Source organism: Dactylosporangium sp. NPDC051485, from assembly GCF_040682015.1.
Lineage (GTDB): Bacteria > Actinomycetota > Actinomycetes > Mycobacteriales > Micromonosporaceae > Dactylosporangium.
The window spans coordinates 1-18,235 of sequence record NZ_JBFAZW010000079.1 but is presented as its reverse complement, the minus strand read 5'-3'; the positions used below and the strand labels follow the sequence as shown (position 1 = coordinate 18,235).

Below are 18,235 nucleotides of genomic sequence, written 5' to 3'. Positions count from 1 at the left end.
AGGAGAACCGCACCGTGCCCGATCGTCTCGACCTCACCGGAGCCCAGGCCGGCGTCTGGTATGCCCACCAGCTCGACCCCGGCCCCGCGTTCACCACGGCCGCCGGCATCGACATCGACGGCGATGTCGACCCGGAGCTGTTCGAGCGGGCCCTGCGCCGGGTCGTGCGCGAGGCCGAGGCGCTGCGGGTGCGCATCGACGACACCCCCAGCCAGGAGATCGCCGCGGACCTCGACTGGCGCCTCGAGGTGCGCGACGGGGACGTCGACGAGGCGTGGCTCTCGGCCCCGCTCGACCTCGCCGCCGGGCCGGTCTTCGCGCAGGCGCTGGTCCGGCGCGGGCCGGGGGTGTGGACGTGGTACCAGCGCTGCCACCACGTCGTCATGGACGCCTACACCTTCGCGCTCGTGGCGCAGCGCCTTGCCGCCGTGTACACCGCGCTGGCCGCGGGCGAGGAGCCGGCGCCGAGCCCGTTCGGCTCCCTCGCCGACGTCGTGGCCGAGGACGCCGCCTACCGCGCCTCGCCCCGCTTCGCCGCCGACCGCGAGTTCTGGGCCGCGCACCTCGACGGGGTCGAGGCGCCGGACCTCGGAAGCGGTCCGGTCCGGCCGAGCCCCACGTTCATCCGCCGCACGGTCGCGCTCGACCCCGCCGCCGGCATCGGCGTGGAGGCCGTGCTCGCCGCCGTCGCGCTCTACGTCCACCGGCTCACCGGCGCGGGGGAGGTGGTGCTCGGGCTGCCGATGATGGGGCGGCTCGGCTCGGTCGCCGCGCGGGTGCCGGTCACCGCCGTCAACGTGCTGCCGCTGCGCGTCGCGGTGCGGCCGGCCGACTCGGTCGCCGAGCTGGTCGCCCGGGTCAGGGCCGAGGTGCGCACGGTCCGGGCGCATCAGCGGTACCGCGGCGAGGACATCCGCCGCGACCTGGGCCTCGTCGGCGGCGAGCGCCGCCTGGTCGGCCCGTGGGTGAACATCAAGCCGTTCGCGGCCACGCTGTCCTTCGCCGGCCACCCGGGCACGCCCCGCTACCTCTCGCCCGGCCCGGTCGACGACCTGTCCGTCACCATCGACGACCGGCTCACGTCCATCGTGCTCGACGCCAACCCGGCCCGCTACACGGAGTCCACGGTGGACGCCCACGCGGCCCGCCTGGCCGCGCTGCTGACGTCGTTCGCCGCGCTCGACCTCTCGGCCCCGACCGGCCGGCTGAGCCTGGGTCGCGACCCGGAGCCCGTCGCGCCGCAGCCGCTGCCTTCGGCGGGCGTGGACGAGCTGTGGCGCGAGCAGGCGCGCCGGACGCCGCACGGCGTGGCGCTGGTGCACGACGACACCTCCCTGACCTACGCCGAGCTGGACGCGCGGGTGGAGCGGCTCGCGGCGGACCTGCGCACGCGGGGCGCCGCGCCCGGGCGGACCGTCGCCGTGTGCCTGCCGCGCACCGCGGAACTGCTCGTCACGCTCCTCGCGGTGCAGCGCACGGGCGCCGCCTACCTGCCGCTCGACCCCGACTTCCCGGCCGACCGGCTCGCCTTCATGCTCGCCGACGCCGCGCCCGCGCTGCTGGTCGACGCCGGCGGGGTGCACGAGCGCGAGCCGGGGCGCCCGCTGCACGACGCCGCCTACGTCCTCTACACCTCGGGCTCCACCGGCCGCCCCAAGGGCGTCGTGATCACCCGCGGCAACCTCGTCAACTTCCTGCTCGCCATGCGCGAGGAGGTGCCGCTGGCGCCGGCCGACCGCCTGCTCGCCGTCACCACGGTGAGCTTCGACATCTCCGGCCTGGAGCTGTACCTCCCGCTGCTGACCGGCGCGGCCGTGGTCCTCGCCCCGAAGGAGACGGTCCAGGACCCGCGGGCGCTGGCCGGCATGGTCCGGCGCACCGGCGCGACCGTCGTCCAGGCGACGCCCACCCTGTGGCGCGAGCTGGTCGAGGCCCCGGGCGGGCCGGCCGCCCTGTCCGGCCTGCGGGTGCTGGTCGGTGGCGAGGCGCTGCCGCCGGACCTCGCCGCCGTGCTGCGCAAGCACGCCGCCTCCGTGACCAACCTCTACGGGCCGACCGAGACTACGATCTGGTCCACCGCCCACCGCCTCACCGACGACACGGTCAGCGTCGGCGCCCCGATCTGGAACACCCGCGCCTACGTCCTCGACGCCGCGCTGCGACCGGTCCCCGACGGCTTCCCCGGCGAGCTGTACCTCGGCGGCGCCGGCGTCGCCCGCGGCTACCTGGGCCGCCCCGGGCTGACCGCGGCCCGCTTCGTGGCCGACCCGTACGCGCCGGGCGAGCGCATGTACCGCACCGGCGACCTCGCCACCCGCCGCCCGGACGGCACCTTCGACGTCCTCGGCCGGGTCGACCACCAGGTGAAGCTGCGCGGCTTCCGCATCGAGCCCGGCGAGGTCGAGGCGGTCCTGGCCGCCGATCCCGCGGTCCTGCGCGCGGTCGCGATCGTCCGCGAGGACCGGCCCGGCGACCGCCGCCTCGTCGCCTACGCCGTCCCCGCCCCGGGCGTCGCCGTGGACCCGGCCGGGCTGCGCCGCCGCGCGGCCGAGGCCCTGCCGGACTACATGGTGCCCTCGGCCGTGCTGGTCCTCGACGCGCTGCCGAGCACGCCCAACGGCAAGCTCGACCGGGGCGCCCTGCCCGCGCCCGACTACGCCGGGGGCGTGCACGAGGCGGCCCGCACGCCGGAGGAGGAGCTGCTCGCCGGGGTCTTCGCCGACGTGCTGGGCGTGGCCGCGATCGGGCCGCGCGACGACTTCTTCGCCCTGGGCGGGCACTCGCTGCTCGCGGCGCGCGTCGTCGCCCGCGTCCGCGCGGTCTTCGGCGCCGACCTGACCCTGCGCGACGTCTTCGACGCGCCGACCGTGGCCACCCTGGCCGCCCGCGTCGCCGCCGCCGGATCGGGGCCGGCCCGGCCGCCGCTGCGCCCCGCCGCCGGCCCGGACGCGCTGTCCGCGGCCCAGCGACGGCTGTGGGTAGTGGAGCGCCTGGAGGGGCCGAGCGCCACCTACAACCTGCCGCTCGCGCTCGACCTCGACGGGCCGCTCGACCGGGCCGCGCTGCGCGCCGCGCTGGCCGACCTGGCCGCCCGGCACGAGCCGCTGCGGACCGTCTTCGCCGAGCGCGACGGCGAGCCGCACCCGGTGCTGCGCCCGGCCGCCGTCGAGCTGGTCGCCGTGGACGTCGCGCCCGACGGGCTCGACGCCGCGCTCGACGCCGCCGTGCGGGTGCCGTTCGACCTTGCCGCCGAGATCCCGCTGCGGGCCCGGCTCTTCGCGCTCGGGCCGCGGCGGCACGTCCTGCTGCTGCTCGTGCACCACATCGCCGGCGACGAGTGGTCGCTGACCCCGATGCTCGACGACCTCGCCACCGCCTACGCGGCCCGCGCCGGGGGCCGGGCGCCGGCCTTCGCGCCGCTGCCGGTCCGGTACGCCGACTACGCCGCCTGGCAGGCCGCCCTGCCGATCGACGCACACCTGGAGCACTGGCGGGCCGCCCTGGCCGGCGCGCCCGAGGTCCTGCGCCTGCCCACCGACCGCCCCCGCCCGGCCCGCCCGGCGCCGGCCGGCGGCACGGTCGCCTTCCCGATCCCGCCGGAGCTGGAGCGCGACCTGCGCGCCCTCGCCCGCCGGCACGGCGTCACGCTCTTCATGACCGTCCAGGCCGCGGTCGCCGCGCTGCTGTCCCGCCTCGGCGCCGGCGACGACATCACCCTCGGCACCCCGGTCGCCGGGCGCGGCGACGACGCCCTGGAGCGGCTCGTCGGCTTCTTCGTCAACACGGTGGTGCTGCGCACCGACGTCTCCGGCGACCCGACCTTCGCCGAGCTGCTGAGCCGGGTCCGCGCCGCCGACCTGGCCGCCCTGGCCCACCAGGACGTGCCCTTCGACGAGCTGGTGGAGGCGCTCAACCCGGGCCGCACCCTGGCCCACCACCCGCTGTTCAGCGTGATGGTCTCCTACCAGGCTCAGCTGCCCGCCGTCGCCGGCTTCCCCGGCCTGCGCGCCGAGCCGCGCCTGGTGCCCACCGGCACCGCCAAGTTCGACCTCACCTTCGACGTCGCCGAGCGGGCCGGGGGGCTGGCCGGGTCGCTGGAGTACCGCGCGGACCTGTTCGACCGGGCCACCGCCGAGTCCATCGTGGACCGGTTCCTGCGGCTGCTGGCCGCGGTGACCGGATCGCCCGAGGCGCGCATCGGCGCGGTCGAGCTGCTGTCGCGGGCCGAGCGGGCGGCGCTGGCCGGCGCCTGGCAGGGGCCGCGCCGGGACGTGCCGCCGCGCACCCTGGCGGGGCTGTTCGCCGAGCAGGTGGCCGCGCGGCCGGGGGCCGTCGCGGTCGAGGACGGGGACCGCTCGCTCACCTACGCGCAGCTCGACGCGCTGGCCAACCGGCTGGCCCGCACGCTGATCGGGGCGGGGGCGGGGCCGGAGCGCTTCGTGGCGGTACGGCTGCCGCGCTCCGCCGACCTGATCGTCGCGCTGCTGGCGGTGGCCAAGTCCGGCGCGGCCCACCTGCCGCTGGACCCCGCCCATCCGCGGGCCCGGGCGGCCGGCCAGGTCGCCGACGCCGCGCCCGTCGCCCTCGTCGCGGCCCCCGGGACGCAGCCGTTCCCCGGCGTGCCCGTGGTGACCGTGGCCGAGCTTTCCGGCGACGCCAGCGATCCCGGCGTCGCGGTGCGGGCGGAGCACCCGGCGTACGTCATCTACACCAGCGGCTCCACCGGCCGGCCGAAGGGCGTGGTCGTCCCGCACGCGGGCCTGGCCACGCTCGTCGAGAGCGTCCGCGCCGCCTTCGGGGCCGGGCCCGGCAGCCGGGTGGCCCAGTACGTGTCGCCCGCCGTCGACGTGTCCGTCAGCGAGCTCGCCGCCTCGTTGCTGTGCGGCGGGACGCTGGTCGTGGTGCCGCCGGAGGCCCGGCTGGGCGCCGAGTTCGGCGAGTTCGCGCGGGCGCACCGGCTCACCCACGCCGACCTTCCCCCGGCGCTGCTCACCGCGCTGCCGCAGACCGCGATCCCGGCCTCGGTCACGGTCGTCGTCGGCGGCGAGGCCACCCCGGCCGGCACGGTCGAGCGCTGGTCGCGCGGGCGCCGCCTGGTGAACGCCTACGGGCCGACCGAGGCGACCGTCACCGCGACCGTCTGGGCCGCCGCGCCGGGCGCCGGCCGGGTCCTCATCGGCCGCCCCGACCTCAACCGCACGGCCCACGTCCTCGACGAGCGGCTGCGGCCGGTGCCGCCCGGCGTCCCCGGCGAGCTGTACCTCGGCGGCGAGGGCCTGGCCCGCGGCTACCTCGGCGCCCCCGCGCGCACCGCCGAGCGTTTCGTGCCCGACCCGTTCGTGACGGGCCGCCGGATGTACCGCACCGGCGACCTCGTCCGCCGCACGCCGGCCGGCGACCTCGAGTTCCTCGGCCGCACCGACGACCAGGTGCAGATCCGCGGCTTCCGGGTCGAGCCCGCCGAGGTCGAGGCGGTGCTCGCGGCGCACCCGGCGGTCAGCCGGGCCGTGGTGCTCGCCCGCGGCCACCGCCTCCTCGCCTACGTCACCGGCAGCGCCGACGGGCTGCGCGAGTGGGCCGCCGAGCGCCTCCCGGGCCATCTCGTGCCCGCCGCCGTCATGGCGCTCGACGCGTTTCCGCTCACCGCCGCGGGCAAGGTGGACCGCGACGCGCTGCCCGAGATCGAGGCCCCGGCGCCGTCCTCGTCCGCGGCCCCGCGTACCGCCAACGAGCGCATCCTGGCCGGCCTGTTCGCCGACCTGCTGGGCGTGGCCGCGGTCGGCGTCGAGGACGGCTTCTTCGCCCTGGGCGGCGACTCGATCCTGTCCATCCAGCTGGTCTCCCGGGCGCGGGCCGCGGGCCTGCACATCGCGCCGCGGCAGGTCTTCGAGCACCAGAGCGTCGCCGCCCTGGCCCGGGTCGCCGCGCCCGTCGCGGCGGCGGCCCCGGCGGCCCCGGGCGTGGGCGCGGTGCCCGAGACCCCGATCATCGCCTGGCTGCGGTCCCTGCGCGCCGACGTCTCGCGCTACTCGCAGGCCATGCTGCTGCGCACCCCGCCGGGCGCGACCCGCGAGACGGTCGCGCGCGCCCTGGCGGCCGCGCTGGCCCCGCACGACATCCTCCGGGCCCGCCTCGACGCCTCCGGCGAGCGCTGGGCGCTCGTCGTGCCCGAGGCGCCACTGGACCTCGGCCTGCGCGTGGTCGCCGGGACCGGCGACGACTCCCTCGCCGCCGCGGTCGCGGCCGAGCGCGAGGCGGCGGCCGACCGGCTCGACCCGGCGGCGGGCGCCATGGTGCAGGCGGTCTGGTTCGACCGCGGCGCCGCGCCCGGGCGGCTGCTGCTCGTGGCCCACCACCTGGTGGTCGACGGCGTGTCCTGGCGCATCCTGGCCGAGGACGTCGCCGCCGCGGCCCGGGGCGAGGCCGTCCCGCCCGCCGGGACGCCGTTTCGCGCCTGGGCCCTCGCCCTGCAGACCGTCGCCGCCGACCCGGCCCCGTGGCGCTCGGCCCTCGCCGGCCCGGTGACCCGCCTGGGCGGGGTCCCGCTCGACCCGGCCCGGGACACCGCCGCCACCCTGCGGACCGTCACGGTCACCGCCGAACCCTCGCTGGCCGGGCCGCTGCTCACGTCGGTGCCCGACGCCTTCCGGGCCGGCGTCCAGGACGTCCTGCTGGCCGCCCTGGTCCTGGCCCTGGCCCGGCGCACCGGGGCGGCGGCCGAGCCGCTGGTCGCCCTGGAGTCCCATGGCCGCGAGGAGCAGGCGGTGCCCGGCGCCGACCTGGTCCGCACCGTCGGGTGGTTCACCAGCGAGTACCCGGTCCGCCTCCCGTCCGCCGCCGGCGGCCCCGCCGCCGTGGTCCGCGGCGTCAAGGACCGCCTCCGCGCCATCGCCGACGGCGGCCTCGGCTACGGCGTGCTGCGCCACCTGCGCACCCCCGCCGAGCTGCCCGACGCCGAGCCGGAGGTCCTGTTCAACTACCTGGGCCGGTTCGCGGCCGCCGCGGAGGCGCCCTGGGGGCTCGCCCCCGAGCTGCCGGCCGCGCACGCCGTCGCCGCCCCGGGCATGCCGGTCCACCACCGCCTCGCCGTGAACGCGTCCACGGTGGACACCGCCGACGGGCCGGTGCTGCGGGCCGAGTTCTCCTACCCGGCCGCCGCCCTCACCGACGCCGACGCCCGGCGGCTGGCCGACGACTGGTTCGCCGCGCTCGTCGCGATCCGCGCCGCCGCCGCGGCGCCGGGCGCGGGCGCCCTCACCCCGTCGGACGTGCCGCTGGCCGGCCTGAGCGCGGCGGACCTCGCCGTGCTGTCCGCCCGCTGGCCGGGCCTGGCCGATGTGCTGCCGCTGTCGCCGCTGCAGGAGGGGCTGTACTACCTCGCCGAGGCCGGTGGCGACGGCCCGGACGTCTACACCGTCCAGCAGGTCTACGCCCTCACCGGGGAGGTCGACGCCGCCCGCCTCCGCGCGGCCGCCGAGGCGCTGCTGGCCCGCTACCCGAACCTGCGGGGCGGCTTCGACCGGACCGCGTCGGGCCGGCCCGTGCAGGTCATCGCGGCCTCCGTCACCGTCCCGTTCGCGGAGGTCGAGGCCGCATCGCTGGACGCGCTCGCCGCCGAGGAGCGGCGCCGGCCGTTCGACCTGGCGGCGCCGCCGCTGCTGCGGTTCGTGCTCGCGACCGTGGCGCCCGGCGAGCACCGGCTGCTGGTCACCCAGCACCACCTGCTCATGGACGGCTGGTCGGGGCCGCTGGCCATGCGCGACCTGTTCGCCCTGTACGCCGGGGAGCCCGGCCCGGCGCCCCGGCCCTTCCGCGACCACCTCGCCTGGCTCGCCGCCCGGGACCGGGCCGCCGCCGAGGCCGCCTGGCGGGGCGCCCTGGACGGCTTCGACGAGCCCACGCTCGTGGCTCCCGGCGCGCCCGCGGTGGCCGCGCTGCCGGAGGTCGCCGAGGTCATCCTCGACGAGGCCGCGACGGAGGCGCTCGCCGGTGCCGCCCGGGCGTGCGGGCTGACGCTCAACACCGTCGTGCAGGGCGCCTGGGCGCTGGTGCTGCGCGAGCTGACCGGGCGCGACGACGTGGTCTTCGGCGCGACCGTGTCCGGGCGGCCGGCCGACCTGGCGGGCGCCGAGGACATGGTCGGGCTGTTCATCAACACGGTTCCCGTGCGGGTGCGGCCCCGGCCGGTGGACACCTGGGCCGGGTTCCTGGCCCGCCTGCAGGGGGAGCAGGCGGCGCTGCTGGACCACCAGCACGTGGGGCTGGCGGCCATCCAGCGGCTCGCCGGGGTCGGGGAGCTGTTCGACACGCTGACGGTGTTCGAGAGCTACCCGACCGGGGCGGCGGTGACGGACGTGCCGGGGCTGCGCATCGGCGGCGGGATCCCGGTCGACGCCACCCACTACCCGCTCAGCCTGGTCGTGGTTCCCGGGGCCCGGCTTCGGCTGCGGCTGGAGTACCGGCCGGACCTCGACCTGGGGCCGGACCGCATCCTCGCGCGGTTCGCGGCGCTGGTCCGCTCCTTCGCCGACGACCCGGACGCCCGTCTGCTCGATCTGTCCGCGGTGTCATCGGCCCTCGAGGGTCCTTCGGTGGTGGTCGGCGAGGGCACGATCGTGGACCGCTTCTTGGCGACGGTCGCGCGGACGCCGGATGCGGTTGCCCTGGCTCCGTGGACGTTCGCGGAGTTGTCGTCCCGGGTGGACCGTTTGGCGCGGTCGTTGGTGGCGCATGGTGCGGGTCCGGAGAAGGTGGTGGCTGTCCTGCTGCCCCGGTCGCCGGAGGCCGTGGTGGCGTGGTTGGCGGTGCTGCGTGCGGGTGCCATCTATCTGCCGATTGACGTCGACTATCCGCAGGACCGCATCGACTTCATCTTGGCGGATGCGCGTCCTGCGGTTGTGGTGACGCCGGGCTTTCCGCTGCTGGATGGCGTGCTTCCGGCCGCGATCAGTCCCCGCTCGGGTGCGTATCTGATCTACACGTCGGGTTCGACCGGTCGGCCGAAGGGTGTGTTGGTTGAGCATGCGAGCTTGCTGAACCTGTTTGAGCATCACCGGTTGCAGTTGATGGGTGACCGTCGTGAGGTCCGGGTGGCGCTTTCCGCGGCGATGGTGTTCGACACGTCGTGGGAGGGCGTGTTGTGGCTGGTTGCCGGGCACGAATTGCACGTCCTGGACGATGAGACGCGCCGGGATCCATCGTTGTTCGTGTCCTATGTAGACGAGCATCGGATCGACTTCCTGGATGTGACACCGTCGTTGGCGGGTCCGCTGCTGGCGGCGGGTCTGCTGGATGAGGGGCGGCACCGTCCCGCGATGGTGGCGCTCGGTGGTGAGGCTGCTGATGCGCAGGTGTGGTCGGCGTTGGGTTCGCGTGGGGTGAATCTTTACGGGCCGACTGAGTGCACGGTCGACACGTTGATGGCTTGGGTTGGTGAGCACTCGCGGCCGTCGGTTGGGCGGCCGATCGGCAATACCCGGGCGTATGTGCTGGATGGCTGGTTGCGGCCGGTGGAGATGGGTGAGTTGTACCTGTCGGGGGCGCAGTTGGGTCGTGGGTATCTGGATCGGCCGGGGTTGACGGCTTCGCGGTTCGTTGCTGATCCGTTTGTTGCCGGGGGGCGGATGTATCGGACCGGGGATTTGGTGCGGGTGGGGGCTGATGGGGGGCTCGAGTTTGTCGGGCGGGTTGACGATCAGGTGAAGATTCGGGGGTTCCGGGTTGAGCCTGGTGAGGTGGCCGCGGTGCTGGCCGAGCATCCGGACGTGGCGCAGGCCGTCGTCGTGGCGGTCGACGGGCGGTTCGTCGCCTACGTGGTCGGGGACGTCGGTGGGTTGCGGGAGTGGGCGCGGGTGCGGCTGCCGGAGTACCTGGTGCCGGCGGCGGTCGTGGCGCTGGATCGCATGCCGTTGACCGTGGCCGGGAAGGTGGACCGGCGGGCGCTGCCGGCGCCGGACTTCGCGGCCCTCGCCGGGGACGGCGGCGCGCCGCGGACCGCCACCGAGGAGATCCTCTGCGGGCTGTTCGGGGAGGTGCTCGGCGTCGCCGTGGTCGGCACCGGGGACGACTTCTTCGCGCTCGGCGGGCACTCGCTCACCGCGACCGCGCTCGCCGCGCGAGTGCGGGCGGTGTTCGGGGCGGCGCTGCCGGTCCGGGCCGTGTTCGACGCGCCGAGCGTCGCGCTGCTGGCCGCCCGGCTCGACCGGGGCGACGGCGGGGACGGCGGGCCGCCGCGGCTGGAGGCGCGGGAGCGGCCCGATCCGCTGCCGGTCTCGCCCGCCCAGCACCGGCTCTGGCTGGACCATCAGCTCAACGGGCCGGGGCCGACCTACAACGTGGCGTTCGCGCTGCGGCTCACCGGGGCGCTCGACGCCGGCGCGCTGCGGCTGGCGCTGCTCGACGTGCTGGAGCGGCACGAGGGGCTGCGTACCGTGTTCCCGACCGTCGACGGGCGGCCGGTGCAGCGGGTGCTGTCCGCCGTACACCCGGAATGGACCGTTGCCGAGTGCACCGGCGGCGAGCTGTCCGGCCGGCTCGCCGCGGCCGCGCGCCATGCCTTCGACCTCGCGTCGGAGCTGCTGGTCCGGCCGCACCTGTTCACCGTCGGGCCGGACCGGCACGTGCTGCTGCTCCTGCTGCACCACATCGTCACCGACGAGTGGTCCGAGGGGCGGCTGGTGGCCGACCTCGGCGCCGCCTACGGGGCGCGGGCGCGCGGCGCGGCGCCGGACTGGGCGCCCCTGCCCGTGCAGTACGCCGACTACGCCCTCTGGCAGCGCGACCTCCTGGCCGCCGACACCGGCGCGGCCCGGCAGCTCTCGTTCTGGCGCGAGGCCCTCGACGGCGTCCCCGCCGAGCTGGCCCTGCCGGTCGACCGGCCGCGGCCCGCCGCGCCCACCTACGCCGGCGGCATCGTCACCTTCGACGTGCCGGCCGAGACGCACCAGCGGATCCGGGCCGTCGCCCGGCGGGCCGGGGCCACCGTGTTCATGGTCGTGCAGGCGGCGCTGGCCGCGCTGCTGCACCGGCTCGGGGCCGGCGACGACGTGCCGCTCGGCAGCCCGGTCGCGGGCCGGGGCGACCAGCGCCTCGACGAGCTCGCCGGGTTCTTCGTCAACACCCTGGTCCTGCGCGCCGACGTCGCCGGGGATCCGACCTTCGCCGAGCTGCTCGCCCGCGTCCGCGCGGCCGACCTGGCCGCGTTCGGCCACGCCGACGTGCCCTTCGACCGGGTCGTCGAGGCCGTCAACCCGCCGCGGGCGCCCGGGCGCAACCCGCTGTTCCAGGTCATGGTCGCCTTCCAGCACGTGCCGGCCGAGGCGCCGGGCCTGCCCGGGCTGCGGACCGAGCCGGTGCCGGTCGACACCGGGGTCGCCCAGTTCGACCTCGGCGTGGTCGTCACCGAGCGGCACGGCGAGGACGGCCTGCGCGGCGCCGTCGAGTTCAGCGCCGACCTCTTCGACCGCGCCACCGTGGTCGCGCTGGCCGAGCGGTTCGTGCGGCTCCTCGCCGGCGCGGTCGCCGCGCCGGACCGGCGGGTCGGCGAGCTCGACCTGCTCACCCCGGCCGAGCGGCGCGCGATCGCCGGGGACTGGCAGGGCGTGCGCGCCCCGGCCGGGCCACGGACGCTGCCGGAGCTGTTCGCCGCGCGGGTGGCGGCCGACCCCGGCGCGGTCGCGATCGAGGACGGCCCGCTGCGCCTGACCTTCGCCGAGCTCGACGCCCGCACCGACCGGCTCGCGCGGCGGCTGGTCCGGCTGGGGGCCGGGCCGGAGCGGATCGTCATGGTGCTGCTGCCGCGCTCCGCCGACCTGTTCGCGGCCGAGCTGGCGGTCGCCAAGGCGGGCGCCGCGTACCTGCCGGTCGACCCGGCCTACCCGGCGGAGCGGGTCGCCCTGCTGGCCGCCGACGCCGAGCCGGTCCTGGTCGTCGCCGCCCCGGGCACGACCACGCTGCCGGCTGGGCTGCCGGTGGTGGACCCGGGCGCGGGGGACGAGGGTGGCGGAGCGCTGCCCGCGGCGAGGCCCGGCAACGCGGCGTACGTCATCTACACCTCCGGGTCGACCGGGCGCCCCAAGGGCGTGGTCGTGCCGCACGCCGGGATCGCCGACCTCTCCGACACCTTCGCCGAGGCGTGGCACGTGCGGGCCGGCGACCGGGTGGCGCAGTTCGCCTCGCCGAGCTTCGACGTCACCGTGGCCGAGCTGGCCGCGAGCGTGCTGCGCGGCGCCACCCTCGTCGTGGTGCCCGAGGCGGCCCGGGTCGGCGCCGCGTTCGCCGAGTTCGTGCGCGACCACGGCGTCACGCACTTCGCGCTGCCGCCCGCCGCGCTGGCCGCGCTGCCCGACGGGGTGGTGCCGCCGGGCGTGCGGATCATCGCGGGCGCGGACCGGCTCGCCGGGGACCTCGTGGACCGCTGGGCCGGTCGGCACCACATGCTCAACGCGTACGGCCCGACCGAGGCCACCGTCAACTCGACCTTCTGGGCCTGCGCGCCCGGCGCGCCGGTGCGCATCGGCCGGCCCGACCGCAACAAGCGCGCCTACGTGCTCGACGGCCGGCTGCGGGCCGTGCCGCCCGGCGTCCCCGGCGAGCTGTACCTCGCCGGCGCCGGGCTGGCCCGCGGCTACCTCGGCCGGGCGGGCCTCACCGCCGAGCGCTTCGTCGCCGACCCGTTCGCGGCGCCCGGCGGGGTGATGTACCGCACCGGCGACCTGGTCCGCTGGGACGCCGGCGGGCAGCTGGAGTTCCTCGGCCGCGCCGACGACCAGGTGAAGATCCGCGGCTTCCGGATCGAGCCCGCCGAGGTCGCCGCCGCGCTCGCCGAGCACCCCGCCGTCCGCCACGCCGCCGTGGTGGCCCGCGACGGCCGCCTCGTCGCCTACACCGAGGGCGGCGCCGAGGCCGGCGAGTTGCGCGCCTGGGCCGCCAGGCGGCTGCCCGAGCACCTGGTCCCGGCCGTGGTCGTGTCCATGGAGGCGCTGCCGCGCACAGCCGGCGGCAAGGTCGACCGGGCCGCGCTGCCCGAGCCGGTCGTCGACCGGACCTCCGAAAAGCCGGCCACGGTACGCCAGGAGCTCTTCGCCACCCTCTTCGCCGAACTCCTCGGCGTCGACGAGGTCGGCGTCGACGAGGGGTTCTTCGCGCTCGGCGGCGACAGCATCGTCGCGCTGCAACTGGTCGCCCGGGCCCGCGCCGCCGGGCTCGAGCTGTCCGCCCGCCAGGTCTTCGAGCACCAGTCCGTGGCCGCCCTGGCCGCCGTCACCGAGGCCGCCGCGGCGCCCGCCGCCGAGGCCCCGGACGCCGGCGTGGGCGCCGTGCCGCTCACCCCGATCGTGGCCTGGCTGCGCTCCCATGCCGCAGACGCCCTCGACACCTTCGCCCAGGCGCTGCTGCTGCGCGTGCCGGCGGCGCTCACCCGCGACGGCCTGACCGCGGCGCTGCGGGCCGTGCTGGAGCGCCACGACGCGCTGCGGGCGAGCTGGACCGGCGACGGCCTGCTCGTCCCGCCGCCCGGCGGCCCGGACGCGGCCACGCTGCTGCGGATCGCGCCCGGCGGGCTGGGCGACCTCGCCGCCGAGCACGCCGCGGCCGTGCGCCGGCTCGCCCCCGCCGGCGGGCGCATGCTGCAGGCGGTGTGGTTCCCCGGCGAGCGGCGGCTGCTGCTCGTCGCGCACCACCTCGTCGTCGACGGCGTGTCCTGGCGCATCCTCGCCGGGGACCTGGCCGTCGCCGCCCGCGGTGGCGCGCTGCCCCCGGTCGGCACGTCCCTGCGCATCTGGGCAAGCGGCCTCGCGCGGGCGCGGACGGCGCAGCAGCTGCCGTACTGGCTGTCTACCTTGGACGGTGCCGACGAGTCTATCGGCACCCGGCGCGTCGAGCCGGGCCGCGACACCGTGGGCGGGCTGCGCGAGCGGGTCCTGCGGCTGCCCGCCGAGGCGACCCGGCCGCTGCTCAGCACCGTGCCCGAGGCCTTCCACGCCGGGGTCCAGGACGTGCTGCTCGCCGGCCTCGCGCTCGCGATCCGCCAGTGGCGCCCGGCCACGGCCCGGCGCGGCGTGCTGCTGCGGCTGGAGGGCCACGGCCGGGAGGAGCACCTCGTCCCCGGCAGCGACCTGAGCCGCACCGTCGGCTGGTTCACCATCGAGTACCCGGTCCGCCTCGACCCCGGCGGCGACGACCCGGCCACCGCGCTCAAGCGGGTCAAGGAGCAGCTGCGTGACGTGCCCGACCGTGGTGCCGGGTACGGGCTGCTGCGGTACCTCGACCCGGCCGCCGGCGCCGCCCTGGCCGCCGCGACCGGGCCGGAGATCCTGTTCAACTACCTCGGCCGGCTCGCCGCCGGGTCCGGCGACGACGGCGCCGACTGGGTCGCCGCGGCCGAGGGGGACGCGCTCGGCGACGGCCTCGACCCGGCGTTCCCGGCCGGGCACCCGCTGGAGATCAACGCCGGGACGCTGGACCTGCCGGGCGGGCCCGAACTGGACGTGCGCATCGCGTACCTCGACGGCGTCCTCGACGCCGCCGACGTGGACCGCCTCGGCGAGCTGTGGCTCGCCGCGCTGGACCGGCTGCGCGCCGCGGCCGCCGCGCCGGGCGGCGGCGGGCACACCCCATCCGACCTGAGCCTGGTCAGCCTGAGCCAGGACGAGATCGACGAGTTCGAAGACGAGTGGAGGACCGTGTGACCAGCCCGGGCGGACTGCAGGACATCCTGCCCCTGTCGCCGCTGCAGGAGGGCCTCTACTTCCTGTCGTCGTACTCGGCCGGCGACCCCGACGTCTACGTGGTCCAGCAGGTGCTGACCCTCGACGGGCCGCTGGACGCGGTCCGGTTGCGGGCGGCGGCCCAGGCGGTCCTCGACCGGCACGCCAACCTGCGCGCGGCGTTCCGCCCCCGCAAGGCCGGCCAGCCCGTGCAGCTGGTCCCGTCCTCGGTGCCGGTGGCCTGGTCGGAGGTCGACGCCGCCGACGCGGACGAGGTGGCCGAGGCGGAGCGCCTTCGCCCCTTCGACCTGGGCCGGCCGCCGCTGCTGCGGTGGGCGCTGGTCCGGCTCGGCCCGCAGCGGCACCGGCTGATCCTCACCGCGCACCACATCCTGCTCGACGGCTGGTCCGCCCCGCTGCTCGTGCGCGACCTGCTCACCCTCTACGCCGGGGCGCAGCCGCCGCGGCCCCGGCCGTACAAGGAGTACCTCGCCTGGGTGGCCCGCCAGGACCGGGCCGCGGCCGAGCGGGCCTGGCGCGAGGCCCTGACGGGCGTGGAGGAGCCGACGTTGGTACGGCCCCAGCCCGCCCAGCCCGTCGCGGCCGAGCCCGAGACGATCGAGCGGACCGTCGACGCGCGGCGCCTGGCCGCCCGCGCCCGGGCCCTCGGCGTCACCGTCAACACCGTCGTGCAGGGCGCGTGGGCGCTGGTGCTGCGCGAGCTGACCGGCCGCGACGACGTCCTCTTCGGCGCGACCGTGTCCGGGCGGCCGGCCGACCTGCCGGGCGCGCAGGACATGGTCGGGCTGTTCATCAACACGCTGCCGGTGCGGGTCCGGCCCCGGCCGGCCGATACCTGGGGCGCGTACCTGGGCCGGCTGCAGGCGGAGCAGGCCGCGCTGCTGGACCACCAGCACGTCGGGCTGGCCGCGGTCCAGCGCCTGGCCGGCGTCGGGCCGCTCTTCGACACGCTGCTCGTGTTCGAGAGCTACCCGCTGGACGCCGACGGGCTGCGCGCGCTGGAGCAGGCAGCCGGGCTGCGGCTGGCCGCGGTCACCGGACGGGACGCCACCCACTATCCGCTCACCCTGACCGTGGTGCCCGGCGAGGACCTGGTCCTCGGCGCCGAGTACCGGCCTGACGCGTTCGACCGCGCCGCCGCCGAGCGGGTCCTGGACCGCCTCGCAGCCCTGTTGTCCTCCTTCGCCGACGACCCGGACGCCCGCCTGCTCGACCTGTCCGCGGCGTCATCGGCCCTCGACGGCCCGGTAGTGGCGGTCGGCGAGGGCACGATCGTGGACCGCTTCCTGGCGACGGCTGCCCGTGTGCCGGATGCGGTCGCCTTGTCCCCGTGGACGTTCGCGGAGCTGTCGTCCCGGGTGGACCGTCTGGCCCGGTCGCTGGTGGCGCATGGTGCCGGTCCAGAGAAGGTCGTGGCTGTCCTGCTGCCCCGGTCGCCGGAGGCCGTGGTGGCCTGGCTGGCGGTGCTACGTGCGGGTGCGGTGTATCTGCCGGTCGACGTCGACTATCCGCAGGACCGCATCGACTACATCCTGGCGGATGCTGGTCCGGCAGTGGTGGTGACGCCGGACTTTCCGCTGCTGGATGGTGAGCTTCCGGCCGCGATCAGTCCCCGCTCGGGCGCCTATCTGATCTACACGTCGGGTTCGACCGGTCGGCCGAAGGGTGTGTTGGTCGAGCATGCGAGCTTGCTGAACCTGTTCGAGCATCACCGGCAGCGACTGATGAGGGACCGTCAGCGCATCCGGGTCGCGTTGTCGGCGGCTACCGTGTTCGACACGTCGTGGGAGGGCGTGTTGTGGCTGGTTGCCGGTCACGAGTTGCACGTGCTGGATGACGAGACGCGCCGGGACCCCGAGTTGTTCGTGTCCTATGTGGACGAGCATCGGATCGACTTCCTCGACGTGACGCCCTCGTTGGCGGGCCCGCTGCTGGCGGCGGGTCTGCTGGGGGAGGGGCGGCATCACCCGGCGATGGTGGCGCTCGGTGGTGAAGCGGCCGATGCGCAGGTGTGGTCGGCGCTCGGCTCGCGTGGGGTGAACCTCTACGGGCCGACCGAGTGCACGGTCGACACCCTGATGGCTTGGGTTGGTGAGCACGGCTCGCCGTCGGTTGGGCGGCCGATCGGCAATACCCGGGCGTATGTGCTGGATGGCTGGTTGCGGCCGGTGGAGATGGGTGAGTTGTACCTGTCGGGGGCGCAGCTGGGGCGCGGATATCTGGATCGGCCGGGACTGACGGCCTCACGGTTCGTTGCCGATCCGTTTGTTGCCGGTCAGCGGATGTATCGGACCGGGGATCTGGTGCGGGTGGGGTCCGATGGGGGGCTCGAGTTTGTCGGGCGGGTTGACGATCAGGTGAAGATCCGCGGGTTCCGGGTTGAGCCGGGTGAGGTGGCCGCGGTGCTGGCCGAGCACCCGGACGTGGCCCAGGCCGTGGTGGTTGTCGTGGACGGGCGGCTCGTCGCGTACGTGGTGGGCGCCGCCGGCGGGCTGCGGGAGTGGGTCTCGCGGCGGGTGCCCGACCATCTGGTGCCGGCGGCCGTCGTGGCGCTGGATCGCATGCCGTTGACCGTGGCCGGGAAGGTGGACCGGCGGGCACTGCCGGCGCCGGACTTCGCGGCGATGAGCGGGCGGCAGCGGCCGCGCACGGTGGCCGAGGAGGTGCTCTGCGGGCTCTTCGCCGAGGTGCTCGGGCTCGTGTCGGTCGGGGTCGAGGACAGCTTCTTCGGGCTCGGCGGCGACAGCATCGTGAGCATCCAGCTCGTCGCCCGGGCGCGGGGCGCGGGGCTGCGGATCACCCCGCGGCAGGTCTTCGAGCTGCGGACCGTCGGCGCGCTCGCCGCCGTGGCCGAGCCGATCGGGGATGCGCCCGTCGCCGACGGCAGCGGGATCGGGGCCGTGCCGCTCACGCCCGCGGTGGCCTGGCTGCTCGGGGCGGGGCCGCACCGGCGGTACAGCCAGTCCATGGTGTTCCCGGAGCCCGCCGGGCTCACGGTGGACGGCCTGCACAGCACCGTGCAGGCCCTGCTCGACCGGCACGACCTGCTCCGGGCGCGGCTGAGCGCGGCCGGGCTGGTCGTGCCGGCGCAGGGGGCGGTCGCCGCCGCCTCCGTGGTCCGGATCGGGGCCGGGGCGGTCGAGGACGAGGTGGCGGCCGCGGCCGACCGGCTCGACCCGGCCGCCGGGGTGATGCTGCAGGTCGTCTGGTGCGGCGCGCAGCTCGCGTTCGTGGCCCACCACAGCGTCGTGGACGCCGTGTCCTGGCAGATCATCGGGGCCGACCTGGCGGCCGGCGGCGCGCCGGAGCCGGCCGTCGCGGGCACGTCCTTCCGGGAGTGGGCGGCGGGGCTCGGCAAGGCCGCGGCGGGGGAGCAGCTGGAGCACTGGCTGGAGGTGCTCGGCGGGGATCCGGAGCCGCCGCTCGGGGCGCGGGCCGTTGACCCGGGCCAGGACACCGTCGCCACCGCGCGGACCGTCACCGTCGAGCTGGACGCGGCGCGCACCGCC

2 protein-coding genes are annotated in these 18,235 nt (G+C 76.8%); both read left to right on the top strand.

What is annotated here, in order from left to right; genetic code table 11:
• The first annotated feature begins 14 nt into the window (after window positions 1–14).
• Entirely contained in the window at window positions 15–14,687 is a 14,673-nt protein-coding gene (locus tag AB0M46_RS35285) for an amino acid adenylation domain-containing protein (RefSeq protein WP_363343335.1), read from the top strand.
• Window positions 14,684–18,235: amino acid adenylation domain-containing protein (locus tag AB0M46_RS35280; protein WP_363343333.1), on the top strand; the 3,552-nt coding region annotated here is incomplete at its 3' end. The genes AB0M46_RS35285 and AB0M46_RS35280, both read left to right, overlap by 4 nt.